12 protein-coding genes and 2 tRNA genes are annotated in these 18,946 nt (G+C 62.3%); 5 read left to right on the forward strand and 9 right to left on the reverse strand.

The genetic code is table 11. The features are described 5' to 3' along the window. Positions 1-7 precede the first annotated feature (7 nt). The 8 genes from rplA to WKV53_RS04105 form a co-directional block, all read right to left on the reverse strand. Positions 8-709 (reverse strand): 50S ribosomal protein L1, encoded by a 702-nt coding sequence (gene rplA, locus WKV53_RS04070; protein ID WP_341403075.1) that lies wholly within the window; start codon positions 707-709, stop codon positions 8-10. An 82-nt stretch (positions 710-791) separates the two neighbouring features. After that, complete coding sequence (gene rplK / locus WKV53_RS04075) at positions 792-1,220, reverse strand: 50S ribosomal protein L11 (protein WP_264500662.1); 429 nt, start codon at positions 1,218-1,220, stop codon at positions 792-794. A gap of 39 nt (positions 1,221-1,259) precedes the next feature. Beyond that, entirely contained in the window at positions 1,260-1,826 is a 567-nt protein-coding gene (gene nusG / locus WKV53_RS04080; protein ID WP_341403076.1) for a transcription termination/antitermination protein NusG, read from the reverse strand. Positions 1,827-1,869: 43 nt separating this feature from the next. Next, positions 1,870-2,097, reverse strand: a complete 228-nt coding sequence (locus WKV53_RS04085) for a preprotein translocase subunit SecE (RefSeq protein ID WP_341403077.1) — start codon at positions 2,095-2,097, stop codon at positions 1,870-1,872. Between the two features lie 35 nt (positions 2,098-2,132). Next, positions 2,133-2,208, reverse strand: a tRNA-Trp gene (locus tag WKV53_RS04090). Between the two features lie 127 nt (positions 2,209-2,335). Next, the gene (gene tuf / locus WKV53_RS04095; RefSeq protein WP_341403078.1) at positions 2,336-3,517 is read right to left on the reverse strand and encodes an elongation factor Tu; all 1,182 of its coding nucleotides are present in this window, start codon (positions 3,515-3,517) and stop codon (positions 2,336-2,338) included. A gap of 48 nt (positions 3,518-3,565) precedes the next feature. After that, positions 3,566-3,640: transfer RNA gene (locus WKV53_RS04100), tRNA-Thr, on the reverse strand. Between the two features lie 221 nt (positions 3,641-3,861). Then, positions 3,862-4,683 (reverse strand): TIGR00282 family metallophosphoesterase, encoded by an 822-nt coding sequence (locus WKV53_RS04105; protein WP_341403079.1) that lies wholly within the window; start codon positions 4,681-4,683, stop codon positions 3,862-3,864. 87 nt (positions 4,684-4,770) lie between these two features. On the opposite strand from WKV53_RS04105, the gene WKV53_RS04110 reads away from it, so the two are divergent. Together WKV53_RS04110 and WKV53_RS04115 are read left to right on the forward strand one after the other, a co-directional pair. After that, positions 4,771-6,036, forward strand: coding sequence for an N-acetylmuramoyl-L-alanine amidase family protein (locus tag WKV53_RS04110; protein WP_341403080.1), 1,266 nt, complete (start codon positions 4,771-4,773; stop codon positions 6,034-6,036). Positions 6,037-6,207: 171 nt separating this feature from the next. Continuing rightward, positions 6,208-11,091, forward strand: coding sequence for a CotH kinase family protein (locus tag WKV53_RS04115; RefSeq protein WP_341403081.1), 4,884 nt, complete (start codon positions 6,208-6,210; stop codon positions 11,089-11,091). A gap of 24 nt (positions 11,092-11,115) precedes the next feature. On the opposite strand, the gene WKV53_RS04120 is transcribed toward WKV53_RS04115, so the two are convergent. Then, on the reverse strand, positions 11,116-15,099 hold the full coding sequence (locus tag WKV53_RS04120) for a family 78 glycoside hydrolase catalytic domain (RefSeq protein WP_341403082.1): 3,984 nt from the start codon (positions 15,097-15,099) through the stop codon (positions 11,116-11,118). A gap of 170 nt (positions 15,100-15,269) precedes the next feature. Here WKV53_RS04120 and WKV53_RS04125 point away from each other — a divergent pair, with 170 nt between their 5' ends. The 3 genes from WKV53_RS04125 to WKV53_RS04135 all read left to right on the forward strand — a co-directional run bounded on the left by WKV53_RS04125 (position 15,270) and on the right by WKV53_RS04135 (position 18,941). Beyond that, complete coding sequence (locus WKV53_RS04125; protein WP_341403083.1) at positions 15,270-16,751, forward strand: PA14 domain-containing protein; 1,482 nt, start codon at positions 15,270-15,272, stop codon at positions 16,749-16,751. Further along, entirely contained in the window at positions 16,748-18,223 is a 1,476-nt protein-coding gene (locus WKV53_RS04130; RefSeq protein ID WP_341403084.1) for a DUF7133 domain-containing protein, read from the forward strand. The genes WKV53_RS04125 and WKV53_RS04130 overlap by 4 nt, the downstream gene beginning before the upstream one ends. Before the next feature lie 148 nt (positions 18,224-18,371). After that, entirely contained in the window at positions 18,372-18,941 is a 570-nt protein-coding gene (locus tag WKV53_RS04135; protein WP_341403085.1) for an ankyrin repeat domain-containing protein, read from the forward strand. The last annotated feature ends 5 nt before the right edge of the window (positions 18,942-18,946 follow it).

Below are 18,946 nucleotides of genomic sequence, written 5' to 3' on the forward strand. Positions count from 1 at the left end.
GAAAAAGTTAGACGGACTTGGTGTAAACGCTGGATTCCAGCGGGATGCCCGGGGACATCGAGGCGGCGACCGTCACGCTGCGGACAAAGTTGCCCTTGGCCGACGGCGGCTTGGCGCGCACCACGCTGTCGATGAAGGCGCGGGCATTGTCGATGAGGGCTTCTTCGGTGAAGGAGGCCTTGCCGACAGCGCCGGAGACGTTGCCATTCTTATCGAGCTTGTAGTCGATACGGCCTGCCTTGACTTCCTTGATGGCCTTGGCGGTGTCGTCGGTCACGGTGCCGGTCTTCGGGTTCGGCATGAGGCCGCGGGGACCGAGGACACGGGCGATCTTGCGGACTTCGGTCATCGCATCCGGCGTGGCGATCGCCACGTCGAAGTCGGTGAAGCCACCTTGGACGCGCTTGATGAGTTCTTCGAAGCCGACGAACTCCGCACCGGCAGCCTCGGCTGCTTCAGCGGCGGCACCAGCGGCGAAGACGGCGACGCGGACGTTCTTACCCGAGCCGTGAGGCAGGGCGACGGAGCCACGGACCATCTGGTCGCTCTTGCGGGGATCCACGCCGAGGTGGAAGGAAACGGTGACGGTCGGGTCGAACTTCGGCGCCGGGAATTTCTTCACGGTGCCGACAGCTTCTTCCAAGCCGTAGGACTTGCCGGCCGGCACGAGGGCGGCGGCTTTTTCGTAGCGCTTGCTGCGGTTCTTCATGTTTCGTTTTTGCAGTGCTGGCGGACTTGAAGCAGCCCTCCTGCGGTTTCTTGCGGCGCTCCGGAGAGCGCCGCGGAAAGGATTACATGCCTTCGATTTCCAGACCCATCTGGCGGGCGGTGCCAGCCAGGATGCGGGCGGCAGCCTCGGGGTCCTTGGTGTTCATGTCGGGCATCTTGATGGCCACGACTTCCATGAGCTTGGCCTTGGTGATCTTGCCGACCTTCACCTTGTTCGGCTCCTTGGAGCCGGAGGCGAGACCAGCGGCCTTCTTCAGCAGGTTGCCCGCGGGGGGCTTCTTGGTGATGAAGGTGAAGCTCTTGTCCTTGTAGACCGAGATCACGACCGGGAGCACGTCGCCGGCTTGGCTTTGCGTCTGGGCGTTGAACTCCTTGCAGAAGCCCATGATGTTCACACCGGCTTGACCAAGTGCGGGACCGACGGGCGGGGACGGGTTGGCGGCTCCGGCGGGAATCTGGAGCTTGATGACTTTAACGACTTCCTTGGCCATGGTGGTAAAAGGATTGCGGGATGTGGTGCGGTTCTAAGTTCAGGCGCGTTCGACCTGCCAGTATTCGAGTTCCACGGGCGTCGAGCGGCCGAAGATCGTGACCGCCACGCGCAGCTTGCCGCGCTCGGGGTCGATTTCCTCGACGATGCCATTCTGGCTCTGGAACGGGCCGTCGGCCACCTTCACGGTGTCGCCGACTTCGAAACTGATGGCGGGGCGCGCATGTTCTTCGCGCTCCTTGATTTGGGAAAGCATGGCGTCCACCTCGCTCTGGCGCATCGGGATCGGACGGTCCTTGGTGCCGGCGAAGCCGATCACGCCTTCCATCTCCTTGATGAAATACCAGGTCCTCTCGACGAGCTGGTTGTCAGGCGTGAGCAGGTTCATGTTCACGATGATGTAGCCGGGGAAGAACTTCCGCTTGGTGGAAGTCTTCTTGCCGCGGCGGATCTCGGACACCATTTCGGTGGGAACCAGCACCTCGTAGATGAATTCACCCATCTCCTCGGACTCGCGCTGGCGCAGGATGCGCTCCTTCACGCGGCCTTCCTGTCCGGACAGGACATGGACGACGTACCACTGATTCTCTGGAGACGGGGCAGGCATGACGGGATGGAAAGAGGCGGGCGGGGAAAAACGAAAAAACGCATCAGTGCCCGAAGGACGTGATGAAGTTGATGACGTAGGTGCAGAGGAAGTCCCACAGCGACACGAATCCCGCAAGCAGGACGGTGGCGATCAGCACGACCACGGTGGAATCGGTGAGTTCCTTGTACTTCTTGAAACCCTTCACCTTCGGGTCGGACTCCCAGGGCCAGCTGGCCTTGCGGAGTTCCCCTTTCACTTCGCCGACGAAACGTGAGACTTTTGAGAACATGCCGGAGGAAACTTGAAAAACTAGGAGGGAAAGGGTGGCACGGAAGGTGGGACTCGAACCCACAACCAACGGTTTTGGAGACCGCTACTCTACCAATTGAGCTACTTCCGTATTGATGTTCCCTTCGTTACCGGTGGAGGCGATGGCGGGGCACCCCGGCAAAGCTGCCGAAGTGCCCCGAAATTCGTCCCAGCCTGATGTCGCGGGGCGACAGACTGGGGGCCTACTTGAGGGTTAGTCAAAGAATTTCGCTGACACGACCGGCACCCACGGTGCGGCCGCCTTCGCGGATGGCGAAGCGCATGGTTTGCTCCATGGCGATCGGCGTGATGAGTTCAACCTCAAGGTTCACGTTGTCACCAGGCATCACCATCTCGACACCTTCCGGCAGCTTGATGCTTCCGGTCACGTCGGTGGTGCGGAAGTAGAACTGCGGGCGGTAGTTCGAGAAGAACGGGGTGTGGCGGCCGCCTTCTTCCTTGGACAGGACGTAGATTTCGCCCTTGAACTTGGAGTGAGCCTTCACCGAACCCGGCTTGGCGATGACCTGGCCGCGCTCGACCTGATCCTTCTTCAGACCGCGGATCAGGAGACCCACGTTGTCACCTGCACGACCTTCGTCGAGCAGCTTGCGGAACATTTCGATGTCCGTGACGGTGGTCTTCTGGGTGTCGCGAATGCCGACGATTTCGATTTCCTCCATCTTCTTGACGATACCGCGCTCGACACGACCGGTGACGACCGTTCCACGACCTTCGATCGAGAACACGTCTTCCACGGGCATGAGGAAGGGCTTGTCGACAGCGCGCTCTGGCTCCGGGATGTAGGAGTCAACGGCGTCCATCAGCTTGAAGATGTTTTCCTTGTGGGTCGCGTCGCCGTCGAGGGCCGCCTTGGCGGAGCCCTTCACGATCGGGATCTCGTCGCCCGGGAATTCGTAGGTGGAGAGAAGGTCGCGGATTTCCATCTCGACGAGCTCAAGGAGTTCTTCGTCGTCGACGAGGTCCACCTTGTTCATGAACACCACGAGGGCAGGCACGCCGACCTGGCGGGCGAGAAGGATGTGCTCGCGGGTCTGCGGCATCGGGCCGTCAGCGGCGGACACCACGAGGATGCCACCGTCCATCTGGGCGGCGCCGGTGATCATGTTCTTCACGTAGTCAGCGTGACCCGGGCAGTCCACGTGAGCGTAGTGGCGCTTGTCGGTTTCGTATTCGACGTGGGCGGTGTTGATCGTGATACCGCGCTCGCGCTCCTCGGGAGCGGCGTCGATGTCTGCATAGCTCTTCTTTTCCGCAAATCCTTTGTCCGCGAGGGTGTTGGTGATGGCGGCGGTGAGAGTCGTCTTGCCGTGGTCAACGTGGCCGATGGTGCCGATGTTGACGTGGGGCTTGTTCCGCTTGAATGATTCTTTGGCCATGGTGGTGGTGGTTTCGCGATTGAGCTGCTCGTCCGGTCATGCGGCCGCTGGAGCTCGTGGGGGGAATTGAACCCCCGACCTCATCCTTACCAAGGATGCGCTCTACCCCTGAGCTACACGAGCCTTACGGCGTTGACGCTGGACCCGGACGGATGATCAAGAAGTTCGAAGGGGCTTCCATAGAGCGACAAACCCTCCGAATTTCCTGGTCGGTTCCGGGAAAAGCGGGGCGCAAGCTGACCGAAGCCGACCACCCTGTCAAAAAAAATATTGATTGAAAGAAGATTTATCGAAAACCCCGGAAAAATCATTCGGATTCAATCAGTTACACAATTTCGAAAACTTCACGCCGTGGCTTCCGCAGCCTGCTCCGCAGCAATCAAGCGGTTGAAGCGCGACAACTGAAGGCATCGCCCGGTCGCAGTATCGATGTCCGCGACCACGCCGCACATCCGGACGGGGCCGGTGGCGATCGGAAAACGGGTCGGCATGCCGGTCCGGAACCGCCACACCACCGACTCCGGGGCCCGTCCCAGCACCGAGTCCTCGGGGCCGCACATCCCGGCGTCGGTCAGGCAACCCGTGCCGCCCGCCAGAATCCTCTCGTCCGCCGTCTGGACGTGGGTGTGGGTGCCCACCACCACCGAAATCTTGCCATCCAGCGCCCAGCCCATCGCGATCTTCTCGCTGGTCGTCTCGGCGTGGAAATCCAGGAAAATCACCTGCACCCCGTCCGCCCGCAGGCGCTCGGCCTCCGCTTCCACCATCAGGAAGGGATTTTCCAAGGGCGGCTGCATGAATGAGCGCCCCTGCGCCTGGATCACGGCCACCCGGCCTTTCGGAGTCTCCAAGACCACCGAGCCTTGGCCCGGCGTCTCCTCCGGATAATTGATCGGCCGCAGCAGCCGCGGCTCGGTCGGCAGGTAGTCCACGATTTCCTGCTGGTCCCACACGTGATCGCCGGTGGTGATCACCGCCGCCCCGGCCCGGAGCAGGTCAATCGCGATGCGCGGTGTAATCCCCCGCCCTCCCGCGGCGTTCTCCCCGTTGACGATGATGAAATCGAGCGCCAGTTCTTTGCGCAGGCTTGGCAAATGCTCGATCACGGCCCTGCGACCGGGTTCACCAACGATGTCACCAAGGAAAAGGATGCGGATCGACTCCATAAGACCGGGAAATTTCGGCCGGCGCTCGCATGCCCCGGCGCGCGAGGCTTACCCCCCAAGCGTCCCTTGCGCCAAGCCTATTCCCCGATGACCCCCCGCTCCGCCCCGCTTTGGATCGTGCTTTTTCTGGCCGCCGCCGCCGCCCTCTGGTGGTGGCAAAAGCCAGCTCCCCCACCGCTCCCGCCCGCTCCAACACCCCCGCCACCAACACTTTCCGACTTGGCCGGAGTTCCCGACTGGGCGTCCCTGAACCGCTACCAGTCGACCATCACCCGCACCGACTTCCTGCGGCTGATGGATCAGGTTTTCACCGTCTCGCCCGCGTGGCGCGATTGGATCGAGGTCGGCACCGAAGACGCGAAAATCCGCACCACCGACGGCGAATCCCTCCGCCTCCGCTTCGCCCCGGACGGCCTCGCCAGCACCCCGCCCCGCTACTGGCGGACCTTGGCCGAGCTCCCGCCCGCACCACCGGATCGCCCGCTGGACGGCCTGAAAATCGCCATCGACCCCGGCCACATCGGCGGCCGCTGGGGAAAGATGGAGGAGCGCTGGTTCCAACTCCCCGGCAGCAACCTGCAGGTGCAAGAGGGCGACATGACCCTCCAGGTCGCGAAGCTCCTGAAGCCGAAGCTCGAAGCACTCGGCGCCACCGTCACCCTCGTCCGCGACCAAACCGAGCCGGTCACCACCATCCGCCCGGAAATGCTCCAGGACGAAGCCCGCGCCAGCCAATCCGGCGAAAGCATCGCCAAGCTCGCCGAGCGACTCTTCTACCGCACCGCCGAAATCCGTGCCCGGGCGAAGCTAGTGAACGACACCATCAAGCCCGACCTCGTCCTCTGCCTGCACTTCAATGCCAACGAGTGGGGCGACCCGAAGGCTCCCACCCTCGTCCCGGCCAATCATTTCCACATGATCCTCAACGGCGGCTACACCGATGACGAAGTCGCCCTCGCCGACCAGCGCCACGATCTGCTCACGAAGCTGCTGCAAGGCATCCACGACGAGGAGCGCAAGCTCGCCGCCAGCGCCGCCGCCGCCTTCGTCGAGAAAACCGGCATGCCGCCCTACCTCTACAGCCCGGACAAAAGGAACAACCGCAACGTCGACGCAAATCCCTACCTCTGGGCCCGCAATCTCCTCGCGAACCGCCTCTACGAGTGCCCGGTCGTCTACTACGAGCCCTACGTCATGAACTCGACCGAGGACTACGCCCGCATTGAAGCTGGCGACTACGAAGGCGAGCGCGAGGTCGCCGGAAAGATGCGCCCTTCGATCTTCCGCGAATACGCCAGCTGCGTCGCACTCGGGCTTGAGCGCTATTTTCGGGAGCGCTCCCCAGTGCGGTGAAGTCGCACGCTCAACCGTCTCCACGGCGGCAATAGATCCCGGAAACCTGTCATTACTGGATTTTGTAGGATCGCCCATTTCTCCGTTGTGAGACCGGTCGATCGCCCACCTTCATGTCTGTGGCGACCGCTGCATCGTCCTCAAACCCAAGAGGGCAAAACCCACCACCACATGCTTCCATTTCTCCGGCTTTGCCGTTCGGCAATAAGCGCTGGCGTGATCTTGCTTGGCATCAAGCCAGCACTCGCCGCCCCCATCCTCTATGAAGGATTCGATGGCGCGGTCGGCTCCGGAAACATCGTCGCCCAATCCGGAGGAACCGGTTGGAGCGGAGCTTGGCAAGCGATCGGCGGAAATGCGGACGTTTCTTCCGGCAGCATGACAGCGGGCCTCAACGGCCCACCCGGCTACGACGGTTTCTCCACCGGTCAAAGATGCTATCTGCCGAATGGTTCCCGCGTCGGCCGCAATCTCAACACTTCAGCTGGCGGCCCCTTCGGAACTCTCGGCTACCGGGATGGCAACGGAAGAATCGGAGCAGACGGAAAGACGCTCTATCTCAGCTTCCTGCAGCAGCCGAACGCAGCCAGCTACTTCTACGAGTTCGAATTCCACCGCGACGACCTCGGCGATCCCGGCCGCATCGGTGGCATCGGCAACGACCTCTCCGGCAGCAACAACGTAAACCTGCGTGCTCCCAATGGCACTCACACCACCATTGGTCCCGGCAATACCAACGTAAACCTCTACGTCGTCAGGATCGATTTCAAGGCAGGCAACGACGACGTGCGGGTCTACATGAACCCCACGTCCCTCACCGAACCGGAGACACCCACGCTCACGAAACTCTCGGCGTCCGACATGTCGTTCAATGGGATCTCCTTCGGTGCCTATCTGAATAGCCGCACCGTCATGCACGATGAGATCCGCATGGGCCAGACCTGGCAGGATGTCGTGCCCGCTCCACCGGCAAGCACTCCGCTCGTCGGAAATTTCAACTCATCAAACGTAGCCGGCACCACAGCCACCATCACCGGCGCGGTCACTCGTGTCGGCTCTGACGTGCCGCAGGTGACTCTCTACTACGGCACCACCGACGGCGGGAACGCTCCCACAAACTGGCAACAGTCGGTTGCTCTCGGCTCACAAAGCGGAAACTTCTCGGTGCCCCTAACAGGCCTGCAACCCCGCACCCGCTACTACTACTCGGCATTCGTCCAGAATACGAGTGGCTCAAGCTGGTCTCCGGCAGGCCTCGAGTTCGCCACCATCACCGCACCACCGGTAGTCGCCAACCTGCCTGTGAGCGAACTGACCATCAACACCGCTCGCGTCGGCGCAACCGTGACCAGCACTGGCGGCCGGACGCCGGTCCTCACGCTTTATCATGGACCTTCCGACGGCGGCACCAATCCCGCCGCATGGCTGCACTCCGTGGCACTCGGTGCATCGGACACCACCGCAAGCACCGTCATAGGCGGACTCACCCAAGGCACCACCTACTACTTCCGCGTCTTCGGCGTGAATGAAGGCGGAGAGTCCTGGGCATCCTCCTCGGCCAGCTTCACGACACCCCTGCCAGCATTGCCAGTCGTCGAAAACGTGCCCGCCACCCAGATCAATGGCTTCTCCGCCACCCTCGGCGGGAACGTCGTCTCGACCGGCAATGCGCCCACCACCATCACCATCTTCTATGGCCGCACCAACGGCGGCACCAATGCTAGCGCGTGGGCCCGCTCGGTAAATGTCGGTCTTCAATCCGCGAATTTCTCCGCCCTCGTAGGCGAACTCACTACCACCGCGAACTACTTCTTCCGCGCCCGCGCCCAGAATGCGGCAGGCACCGCTTGGGCACCCGCAAGCGGCACCTTCACCACCACCAACTTCACCCCGACCACGGTCTACCTGAACGAATTCTGCGTCTCCACCAATGGAGATAACCCACACCCCTATCCCGATTCTGACGGAGACGAAGAAGACTGGGTTGAACTCTACAATCCGGCCGCCAGCGCGGTGGACATCGGCGGCTACTACCTCACCGACAACGCAACGAAGCTCAACAAGTGGCGCTTTCCTTCCCCGACCCTCATTCCCGCGAACGGCTACCTCGTGGTCTTCGCCTCTGACAAAAATCGCGTGGTGAGCGGCCAGCAACTGCACACCAACTTCAAGCTCTCCGAAGAAGGCGAATATCTCGCGCTCGTGGAACCCAATGGATCAACGATCGTCAAAGCCTTCTCCCCCGCCTTCCCCGTGGTTCCGGAATACTGGTCCTACGGTCTCACACTCCCATCCCCGGGCGGAAACTATCTCCCTTTCCAAACCCCCACACCCGGAGCCGCCAATACCACCGCCGCAGGAACCCCGGCTGGAGTGGTGAACTTCAGCATCCCCTCCAAGGCATTCTCCACCTCTTCCATCTCGCTCACTCTCACCACCGCATCGCCGACCGCGACCATTCGCTACACCACCGACCGCTCGGAGCCTAACAGCTCATCCCCTGCTTACACCAGTCCGCTCGTGCTGAGCGCCACCACGCAAGTCAGGGCCCGCACGTTTGAAAGCGCCGTTGGCTTCGCACCGGGTCTAGTCCATTCAGAAACGTATGTGAAGCTGGGTGCAGGGGCCGGAGCCTTCACCTCCAATCTCCCTGTCGTCGTCCTCGACAACTTCGCCGGTGGACGCCCGGACTCCGACAAACAGATGGCCTGGATGCTCTACGAGCCCAATGCCGCTTCCGCCAATCGCACCTCCCTGACTAACCTCCCCGTCCTCGCCACCCGCGGTCGCATGGTCGTGCGCGGTTCCAGCTCCGCAGGCTGGCCCAAGTATTCGATGAACATCGAAGCCTGGGACGAATTCGACGCGGACGCCGACGTCTCGCCACTCGGCATGCCAGCCGAGGCCGATTGGATCCTCGGCAGCTTCTACGACACGGACCGGGCCATGATCCGCAATCCGTTCATGTATGAAATGAGCAACCGCATCGGTCGCTTCGCCTCGCGCACGAAATACGTGGAAGTCTTCGCGAATACCAATGACGGCACCGTCGACTACCCCGGCGACTATCTCGGCGTCTACGCCCTGATGGACAAGCCGGAGCGCGGTGCCAACCGCATCCCGGTGGAGAAGTTGAAACCCAACGTGACTACCGGAAACGATCTCACCGGCGGCTACATCATCCGCGTCGACCGCGTCGAACCCGGCACCTCCGGCTGGGTCACGAACCGGAACTTCCCGCTCTCCGAAGTCGCAGGCTCCGTCGGCCGCCTCGTCTACGACTATCCATCCGAAGAACCCTTCCCACTCCCTTCAATCCCAGCAGCCCAATCCGCTTACATCCGGAACTACGTGCAGGAATTCGAGGACGCCGTCGTCCAACCCAACTGGACCAACCCGACGACTGGAAAACCTTACACCGACTACATTGATCGCGGTTCGTGGGTCGACCACGGCCTTCTCAATATCCTCTCCGCGAACGTCGACGGCCTCCGCCTGAGCACGTTCATGCACAAGCCGCGCGGCGGCAAGCTCATCGCCGGACCCATCTGGGATTTCGATCTCTCGATGAGCAATGGCAACCCGCTCAACTGGAGTTCCACCGGCGGCGACTCCACCGATCTCCTGCATTGGGGATGGTGGAAATACCTCTATGCCGACCCGGATTTCTGGCAACTCTTCACCGACCGTTGGGCGGAACTGCGCGGCGGCACCCTGTCCGATGCGAGCATCAATTCTCTCTTGGCCCAGTATCAAACCGAACTCACCGAAGCCGCGGGACGCAACGCCTCGAAGTGGCCATCCATGGCCTTTCGCGACGGCCCCGACGCCGGTTCAACCGCGACCTACAGCGACGAATACGACATCGTCCGCACCTGGCTCACGCAGCACACGGCCTGGATGGACACCCAATTCGTACCCAAGCCCGTGCTAACAAACGGCCCCGGGAACTCAGTCATCGTCACCGCTTCCCAAGGCTCCATCTACTACACGCTGAATGGAAGTGATCCCCGTCTGTCAGGCGGTGGCACCAGCCCTTCCGCATCGCTACTGCCCAGCGGCGGCACCATCACCATCACCCAAGGCTCGCGACTCACCACACGCGCGAAATCCGCCTCGCTCTGGAGCGCTCCCGCCACCGGCTACTACTTCGCCGCCACCCCCGCGTCGTCTGCCAATATCATGGTGACAGAGCTCCACTATCATCCCGCCGATCCCTCCCTCTCCGAGCAGATCGCCGGTTTCACGGACGCCGACGATTTCGAGTTCATCGAGCTGATGAACGTCTCCAACAGCAGCGTGGACCTCGCCGGCTGCCGCTTCACCGCCGGCATTGATTTCACCTTCCCCTCAAATCGCGTCCTTGCCCCGGGCCAGAGAACCCTCGTGGTAAACCGACTCGCCGCCTTCGCCGCCCGCTATCCATCCGTGCCGTCCGCGGCTATCGCCGGAGAATACCTAAACGACCACTTCGACAATGCCGGCGAACTCGTCACCCTGGAGTCCCCCAGCGGCACCGAGATCTTCAGCTTCACCTACGGCACCGACGGCCTCTGGCCTGCCGAGGCCGATGGCGCAGGCCGCAGCCTCGTCCTCGGCCGCGCGGCATCCTTCCCCGATCCTGACGATCCCCTGAATTGGCATGCCTCCACCATCGACGGCGGCTCGCCTCTATCCTCCGGGACACTCGGTTACGCGGCATGGAAAGCCAACGCCAACATCACCTCGGAAACCCAGGACACCGACGGCGACGGTCTGAACCCTCTTATAGAATACGCCACCGGAGGCGATCCCCAGCACCCTGATCTATCAGGCGTATCGCTCATTCAGATGCTCCCCGGCGGAGATTGGAGGATCACCGTCACCCGCTCGCTCGCCGCCGAGGACATCGATTTCTCCATCGAGCACTCCGCCAACCTCACTGGCTTCTCCAACATCCCCTTCACCGTCGAAAGCCGAATCGTTTCTTCAGGCAAGGAAGTGCTCACCTGCAGGATATCCAACCCGCCGGCCGGCCTGCAAAATTTCATCCGGGTGCACTGGTTCACCCCTTGAACACACGGTCCATGAACGACGGGTTCACGGAAAAACCGCCCGATAGAAGCGCTTCCCCGGCAACGGCAGGGCATCGATCATTTCAAATCTCCCGTCGTCATCCGCCTGCACCGTCTTCCGGTCGGTCCAGCTTTCGGAACTGCTCATCGTCTCGCTGGACTGGATGCGGTAGATGCGTCCGGGCACTCCGGAGAAAACAACCCGGCGCGAGCCATCGGGACGGACCTTGAGGTCCTCCGCCTTTTGCACCGGCGCGTCGGCAGGAATGATACCTACACTCACCGTGAAACTGCGGACACCGCCCTGCGCATCGCGCACCGCATACGTGAACGAATCCGGGCTCTCATTGCCGGGCTGCGGTGTGTAGTGGATCGAGCCGTCGATCACCTCAAGCGTCGCCCCATTCACGCTAAACGGGTCCACGGAGAGAAACTGAAGGCCGCTGCCATCGTTCGCCATCAGAGTGGAGATCCTCATCTGCAGCGGAGCCTGCGGATCTCGCGCGGCGGTGTCCGAACCGGGAGCCGTGGTGCCGGTCGAGAAGCGGTAGCGGCCGGAAGGCACATCGAAAACCGCAGCCCCATTTTCCATGCGCAGGAAGGTAATGCCCGCCACGGCGTTCGCGGGCTGACCCGACTCCATCACCTCGGCGGCATTGGCCGCAGGCACATGAACCTCCGCGGTCGTATTCGTCGGAATGGTCACGTTCAGCACGAAGCCACCCGCATGCGTGCTCCACGAACTCGCGATCTCGCCATACATCGACTCGATCTTGCCGCTGGCGTGAGTCAACTGTGCGGCGGGACGAGGACGAATCAGGATCTTCTTATAGGCCGGAGCGGCCGGGTGAAAACCGATGCCGGCAACGCTGCCGTAAAGCCACTCGCCGCACGAACCGAGCGAGTAATGATTGAAGGAATTCATGATCGTGCTCTGGAAGCCATTCTGCGGCGTCCAGCCGTCCCAGCGCTCCCAGATCGTCGTCGCACCCAGCTTCACGGAGAAAAGCCAGGACGGGAACGTGTCCTGCATCAGCAGGTTGTAGGCGGTGTTGTTCTTCCCGTTCTCCGTCAGCACCGGCAGCAGGTAGCTCACCCCCACGAAGCCGGTGGAAAGGTGATTGCCCTTGGCAATTACATCGTTGTCCAGGAGTTGCGTCACCGCCGGACGCAGCGCGGTGGGCAGTAGATCGAACTTCAGCGCGAGCGCATAGGCGCACTGCGTGCTCGCGCCAGTGCCAACGAAGGCACCCGTCGTCTGGTTCACATACTTGCCGTTGAAAGCCGTCTTGATGGCCTCGAAAAGCGCCTCGTAGGTCGCCGCCTCGGCAGTCTTGCCAAGCACCTCCGCCGCCTTGCCAAGCAAACGGGCGGAATAAGCGTAGTAAGCGGTGCCGATCAGTTCCTTGTTCGTGTCCGCATTGATCGAGAGCCAGTCACCATAGTCCGCACCACGGCCGCGATCGCGGATCGAGTTGGTGCTGTTCGTCCGGCAGTATTCCACCCACGCCTTCATGGCAGGGTAGCTCTTCTCTAGGATGCGCTTGTCGCCGTAGGCCTGATAGATGGTCCACGGGCAAATCACCACCGCATCATTCCATGCCGGCGTACCGGAGCTGGGTGCGGCATTCGGTGCCACGTCGGGCACCCGGCCATCGACAAGCTGGGCATCTGTCACATCCGTCATCCACTTGGTGTAGAAGGCCGCGATGTCCGCATTGTAGGTGGCCGTGCGGACGAAGACCTGCGCATCGCCCAGCCAGCCAAGGCGTTCGTCGCGCTGCGGGCAATCGGTCGGCACGCTCAGGTAGTTGCCGCGCTGGCCCCACTGGATGTTCGACTGGAGCTGGTTGATGAAGCCATCCGAGGAGGTGAACTGGCCGTGGAAATCGATGGACGACGAGAACACGATGCCGGTGACCGCATCCAACGCCGGCTGGCTGCTCACGCCCGTAAGCTCCGCGTAACGGAAACCGTGGAAAGTAAACCGCGGCGTCCAGACTTCCTCGCCACCGCCCTTGCAAATGTAGGTGTCGATGGATGGCGCACCGCGCAAGTTGGCGGTATAGAGCGTGCCGTCGGGATTCAGCATCTCGCCATGGCGTAGCGTGATCTTCGTGCCAGCGGCAGCGGTGATCTTGAGCCGCAAGACCCCCACCATGTTCTGCCCGAGGTCATAGGTCCACTTGCCGGGAGCCGGTTGTGTCAAAGCCTTCGGCGTGATCTCCATCAGCTTCTTCACCGGCTCCATCACCTGGCCATCGATCGGCCGCGCGGGTTCCAGACGACGCAGCACGCCACCCCACGTCGAATCATCGAAGCCCGCCGTATTCCACCCGCTCACTTCGCGCCGGGCATCATAATCCTCACCGAACATGAAGTCGGTATAGGTCGTCGGACTCGCCGCCATCTTCCACGAGCCATCCGTCACGATCGTCTGCGTGGTGCCGTCCGTGAAGGTCACCTCCAATTGCCCGAGCAAGGCCGGACTCGCGCCCCAGAACTTGAAGCCGCCATTGCCGATGTGCCCCGAATACCATCCGGGCGCAAGATGCGCTCCGAAAACATTGTTCCCGGAAGCCAGCTGTGCGGTCACGTCATAGGCCTGATAACGTAAGCGCTTCGAGTAGTCCGTCCACTCCGGAGCGAGGATCGAATCCCCCACCCGCTGGCCATTCAATGAGAGCTCGTACACCCCCAGCGCCGCGGCATACAGCGTCGCCTTCTTCACCGGCTTCGCGAGAGCGAAGGGCTTGCGCAGATAGGGCACCGTCGTCGGCTTGGCGAGATCGCTTGGGTAATTCAGCGTGACCTGTTCATCGTAATACTTCACCAGCGACTTGCCATCGAGCGTGTAGTCCAGTCGCAGCCGCTTCACCTTGTTCGGCGCCGGATCACCACCGAGGTTGGCATTGTTCACCACGATGCTGAAGGGCCCGCTGGCGGCGCGGTTGTTCAGGTTGGTCAGGACATTGGCCGAAGCCGTGCCATCGATCGCCGCATAGGTCGCTGCCGTCAGCGTCACCGCGAGCGGCTTCGGAAGATCGGCAGGATAGTTGAAGGTGCTGTTCTCCGCGGTGAAGCGCACTGAACTCACACCATCGATCTCATAGTTCACACGCAGGCGCTTGACCTGATTGACTGCGGGATCGGGGCCGAAGTTGGTATTGTTCACCGCCTTGCTGAAGCTGCCGCCCTGCGCACTCGCCTGAAGAGAAGACGTGACGTCGCGATAGACGGAAGGATTCGCGACCGACTCGTAGCGCGCGCTGGTGATCGTTGGGAACACGATTGCCGGCAGATCGGCGGGATAGCTCATCACCGAATCCTCCGCGAAGGTCTTGGTGGTCGTCTGTGTTCCCCGCTGGTACTGCACCCGCAGTTGCTTGAGATGATTGTAGGAAGGCTCACCTCCGAAAGTCTCATTGGTCACGCCCAGCGCGAAGCTTCCTCCCGCCACCATGCCATTGAGCAGCGCGGTCGCATTGATCGGGGTGCCCGTGCCATCGATGGCCTCATAGGTCGCACTGAGGATCGTGGCAGGCGGACCTGTTTCAGTAGTGCCGAAAGTGGCACCATCGATCCACTGCGCACTCCAATCCGAATTCTCCAGCAGCCCGACGCTCCACTTCGCGGGGGTGCTCCATGCCGACGGGTGGTCGTCCTTGTCCCACGCGCGGATCTTCCAGTGGCACTGGGCGCGGGAAACGAGAGCCGTCCCCGCATACTCGATCTGGTTGGTGGCGCTGCCGCTCACCTTGCCACTGTCCCAAAGGTCGCCTTGGTTCGCCGCCAGGGCTTCCGGCGTCGACGCCACCAACACCTGCCACGCCGTCTGCTTCTCCCCGCGCTCGGTCGAAGCGACCACCCACGACAGCCGCGGCTCGATCTCATCAATGCCGATCGGATCGACCAAATACTCGCACCGGAGCTTCGAGACACTCAGGTCCGCGCATGCGTGGCCCGACCAGAAAGTGCTCAGAAAGAGAAGCGCGAGGGACCTTTTCACGCAGCGCAAGGTAGCGCCCCGCAGCCCGGGGACGACTGGAACAGATTCCAAAATCGCGCCAATGCACTTTCCCGCACCTCCGCTGCCGGTTTCCAAGGAAGCCGGAATCTCCCCCAAATACGACAATTCCGGAGATAGACGGCCAGCGGAATAAACGTTTAATCAGCTCCATGCTCCGCACCGCGCTCTTCGCCTCCCTTTGCGCCGTTCCCCTTCACGCCCAGGACGGCGGCCAGCTCTTCACCCTCTACTGCTCAGCCTGTCACGGCCCAGACGGGAAAGGCGCCACCGGCGGCGCCTTCCCCCCGCTGGCGGGCAGCCCGTGGGTCGCCGGAGACGCCACCCGCGCGGTGAAAGTCGTCCTCCACGGCCTCCACGGCGAAGTCGAAGTCGACGGCCGCACCTTCAATCTCGAGATGCCCCCGCAGGGCGGCGTCCTGCCCGACGACCAGATCGCCGCCATCCTCACCCACGTCCGCTCGTCGTGGGGAAACAAGGAGCAGCCCGTCACCCCGGAGTTCGTCAAAGCCACCCGCGACGCCACCGCCGACCGCAAGACCCAGTGGACCGCGGAGGAACTTCTCAAGCTCCATCCGCTCACTGCGACCAAGCCACCGATCGCCAACCTCCTTTCCCAAGTCTATCAGGGCGAGTGGCAGAAGCTCCCCGATTTCTCCACCCTGAAGCCCGGCAACGTCGAGGAGGAGCACAGCGGCAAGATCAGCATCGCCAAGGCCGGCTTCAACGAATCCTTCGGCATGGTCTGGCAGGGCGATCTCACCGCCCCGGAGGCTGGCGAGTTCCGCTTCCGCCTCGATGCCGACGATGGCGCACGCGTCCTGCTCGATGACAAGGAAGTCGTCAAAGTCGACGGCACCGGCCCCATGGACGGCAGTCGCGGCAAAGAAGGGAAAATCGAACTCACGGCCGGAGCCCACAAGCTGCGGGTCGAGTATTTCGAATTCCACGGCCAGGAAGGCATCGCCCTCTCCTGGCGCGGCCCAGGCATCCCCTCCTGGCGCAATCTTTCCGACAAGCCGCCCAAGGTCGGCCCCGATCCCATCCCGGTCGAACCGCAAAACGGCCGCGCCGTCGTCTATCGGAACTTCATCGCCGGCACCACACCGCGCGCCATCGGCATCGGCTTTCCCGGCGGTGTGAACCTCGCCTACTCCGCCGATAACCTGACCGCCGAGCTGATCTGGACCGGTGCCTTCATGGATGCCTCGCGCCACTGGGTCGAGCGTGGCCAAGGCGACCAGCCGCCCGCCGGCGAGAACGTCGTGAAGCTCTCAGGCTCCCCCTCCCTTCCCAAGGACGCCCGCTTCCGCGGCTACAAGCTCGATCCCACCGGTAACCCGACTTTCTCCGTGCAGATCGACAAACAGATCCTGCTCGATTCATGGAAGCCCGCCGGCTCCGCCCAGTCACCCGCCTTCCTCCGCACGCTGTCCCTGAAAGGCCAAGGCAGCCCGGTCGAGTTCCTGCTCTCCGAAAAACTCCCGGTCCAGAAAGCCAGCGACAAGGAGTTCGGCCTCGGCAACGACCTCTCGCTCCAAGCCGAAGGTGCCACCCTTGAGAACCGCGATAGCAAACTCGTCCTCAAGCTAGCGCCCGGCCAAACCGCCACTCTCACCTACCGCTGGAAGTGAAAACCCTCTCCGCGTCCACCATGTCCCTTTCGCGCTCCTTCGCCTTCTCCGTCTGCCTCGCCGCAGCTTCCTCCGCCCAGCAACAATCCGACTTCTACCGCCGCGAGGAAATCCCAACACCCAAGGGCGAGGTCCTGGAGCTCGGCTCCATCGCGCTGATGCCCGACCAGAAGATCGCCGTCACCTCGCGTCGCGGCGACCTGTGGATCTGCACCGGCGCTTACGAAGACGACCTTTCCAAGGTCACCTGGAAGAAGTTCGCCGAAGGCCTTCACGAGCCCCTCGGCATGTTCTGGAAGGACGGCTGGCTCTATCTCACCCAGCGCCCCGAGGTCACCCGCATCAAGGACTCGGACAACGACGGCGTCGCCGACACCTTCGAAACGATCTGCTCCGATTGGTCGATCAAGGGCGACTATCACGAGTATGCCTTCGGCTCCGAAGCCGACAAGGAAGGCAATATCTGGGTGGCGCTCTGCCTCACCGGTTCCTTCACCGCCGACGTCCCATTTCGAGGCTGGTGCGTCCGCATCACGCCGGACGGCAAGATGATCCCCACCTGCTCCGGCATCCGCTCCCCCGGCGGCATTGGCTTCAATGCGGACGGAGACGCCTTCTACACCGACAACCAAGGCCCGTGGAACGGCTCATCCTCGCTGAAATGGCTCAAGCCCGGTTCCTTCCAAGGGAATCCCCAAGGCAACAAGTTCTACGACCTCGCGCCGAACATGGGCAAGCGGCCCGTCGAGCCGAATGACCTCTCGCGCATCATCAAGGAGCGCGCTCGCATCAAGGAATTCGTTCCGCCGGCCGTGGTCCTTCCCCACGCCAAAGTCGGCCACTCTCCCAGCGGCTTCGCCGCGGATACCACCGGCGGAAAATTCGGCCCATGGGAAAAGCAGATCTACGTCGGTGAGCAAACGGAGTCCGAGGTTCAGCGAATCTCCTTGGAAAAGGTAAACGGCCTCTATCAGGGTGCCGTGTTCCATTTCCTGAAAGGCTTCGAGGCCGGCATAGTTCCGCTGCGCCAGGCCAGTGACGGCTCCGTCTTCATCGGCGGCACCAATCGCGGCTGGGCCTCCAGCGGCCACAAGCCCTTCACCTTCGAGCGCGTCCGTTGGACCGGCAAGACTCCCTTCGAGATGCACGATATCTCCGCATTGAAGGATGGCTTCGAGGTCACCTTCACCGAACCCGTCGATCCCGAGACGGCCGGCAAAACGGAGTCCTACAAGATGGAAGCCTGGACCTACATCTACCGCGCCGAATACGGCTCGCCCGAAGTCGACCAAGCCACCCCGAAAATCACCGCCGCCACCGTTTCGCCGGACAAGAAAAAGGTCCGCCTGAAGGTCGACGGCATGGTCCAAGGCCACGTCCATCACCTCCAAGCCTCCGGCGTGAAGTCCGCTTCCGGCGGCAAGCTGTGGCATGACGAGGGCTGGTACACGCTGAATGAAATTCCGAAATAGGGATGATCCTGAAGGTTTGCCCGAGTGCAATTGGGGAACGAAATTGTAGTTAAAGCCCTTGCCCGGCTAGCTACCCTGCGGTCGACCGTGCGCCTTTGGCATTTTCACCGAAGGTCGCACCAACGAACCTCCTGACAGCTCCCTCCTCATGCCCTCCCCCGAAGAAACCTTATGGAATGCCGCTTGGGACGGCGATCTTCTCGCAATCCAGGAATGCCTTCAAAAAGGCGCTGCGATCAGTGGCCGCAGCTTCAACAGCAGCAGCCCGCTCGAAGCCGCTGCCTACAATGGCCAAGCCGCAGCCTGCGACCTTCTTCTGGAAGCTGGCGCTGACCCCGATGCAACGGCAGCTCCAAGCGGTGAGACCGTCCTGCATCAGGTGATCACGAAGGCCGGCAGTCCGCAACGCACTCGCATCGTCAAGGCTTTGATCGCCGCGGGAGCCGATGTGAACCGGCAAACAGTCCCTGGCGTTGCGACACTCTGCTTCGCCCGCGACATCCGCGCTCGCGGCGAGACCGCTCTTCACCGCGCCGCCGCCTACGGTGATGTGGACATGATCACCGCCTTGATTGCCGCCGGTGCGGACAAAAGCACCAGAGACACCAACGGCGACTCGCCCCTTACCTGGGCGAGCTGGCACCTGCGCGACAACACCATCCTCCGCAGCCTGCTCTTCGGTGAATTCGAGGGATCGATCCCGGAGCACTGCGCTTGATACGG

Origin of the sequence: Luteolibacter sp. Y139, from assembly GCF_038066715.1 — a bacterium.
Lineage (GTDB): Bacteria > Verrucomicrobiota > Verrucomicrobiia > Verrucomicrobiales > Akkermansiaceae > Haloferula > Haloferula soli.

Excerpts from the sequence above, each read along its gene's own strand:
- rplA (WP_341403075.1), bottom strand. The coding sequence starts at position 709 with ATGAAGAACCGCAGCAAGCGCTACGAAAAAGCCGCCGCCCTCGTGCCG.
- rplK (WP_264500662.1), bottom strand. The coding sequence starts at position 1,220 with ATGGCCAAGGAAGTCGTTAAAGTCATCAAGCTCCAGATTCCCGCCGGA.
- nusG (WP_341403076.1), bottom strand. The coding sequence starts at position 1,826 with ATGCCTGCCCCGTCTCCAGAGAATCAGTGGTACGTCGTCCATGTCCTG.
- WKV53_RS04085 (WP_341403077.1), bottom strand. The coding sequence starts at position 2,097 with ATGTTCTCAAAAGTCTCACGTTTCGTCGGCGAAGTGAAAGGGGAACTC.
- tuf (WP_341403078.1), bottom strand. The coding sequence starts at position 3,517 with ATGGCCAAAGAATCATTCAAGCGGAACAAGCCCCACGTCAACATCGGC.
- WKV53_RS04105 (WP_341403079.1), bottom strand. The coding sequence starts at position 4,683 with ATGGAGTCGATCCGCATCCTTTTCCTTGGTGACATCGTTGGTGAACCC.
- WKV53_RS04110 (WP_341403080.1), top strand. The coding sequence starts at position 4,771 with ATGACCCCCCGCTCCGCCCCGCTTTGGATCGTGCTTTTTCTGGCCGCC.
- WKV53_RS04115 (WP_341403081.1), top strand. The coding sequence starts at position 6,208 with ATGCTTCCATTTCTCCGGCTTTGCCGTTCGGCAATAAGCGCTGGCGTG.
- WKV53_RS04125 (WP_341403083.1), top strand. The coding sequence starts at position 15,270 with ATGCTCCGCACCGCGCTCTTCGCCTCCCTTTGCGCCGTTCCCCTTCAC.
- WKV53_RS04135 (WP_341403085.1), top strand. The coding sequence starts at position 18,372 with ATGCCCTCCCCCGAAGAAACCTTATGGAATGCCGCTTGGGACGGCGAT.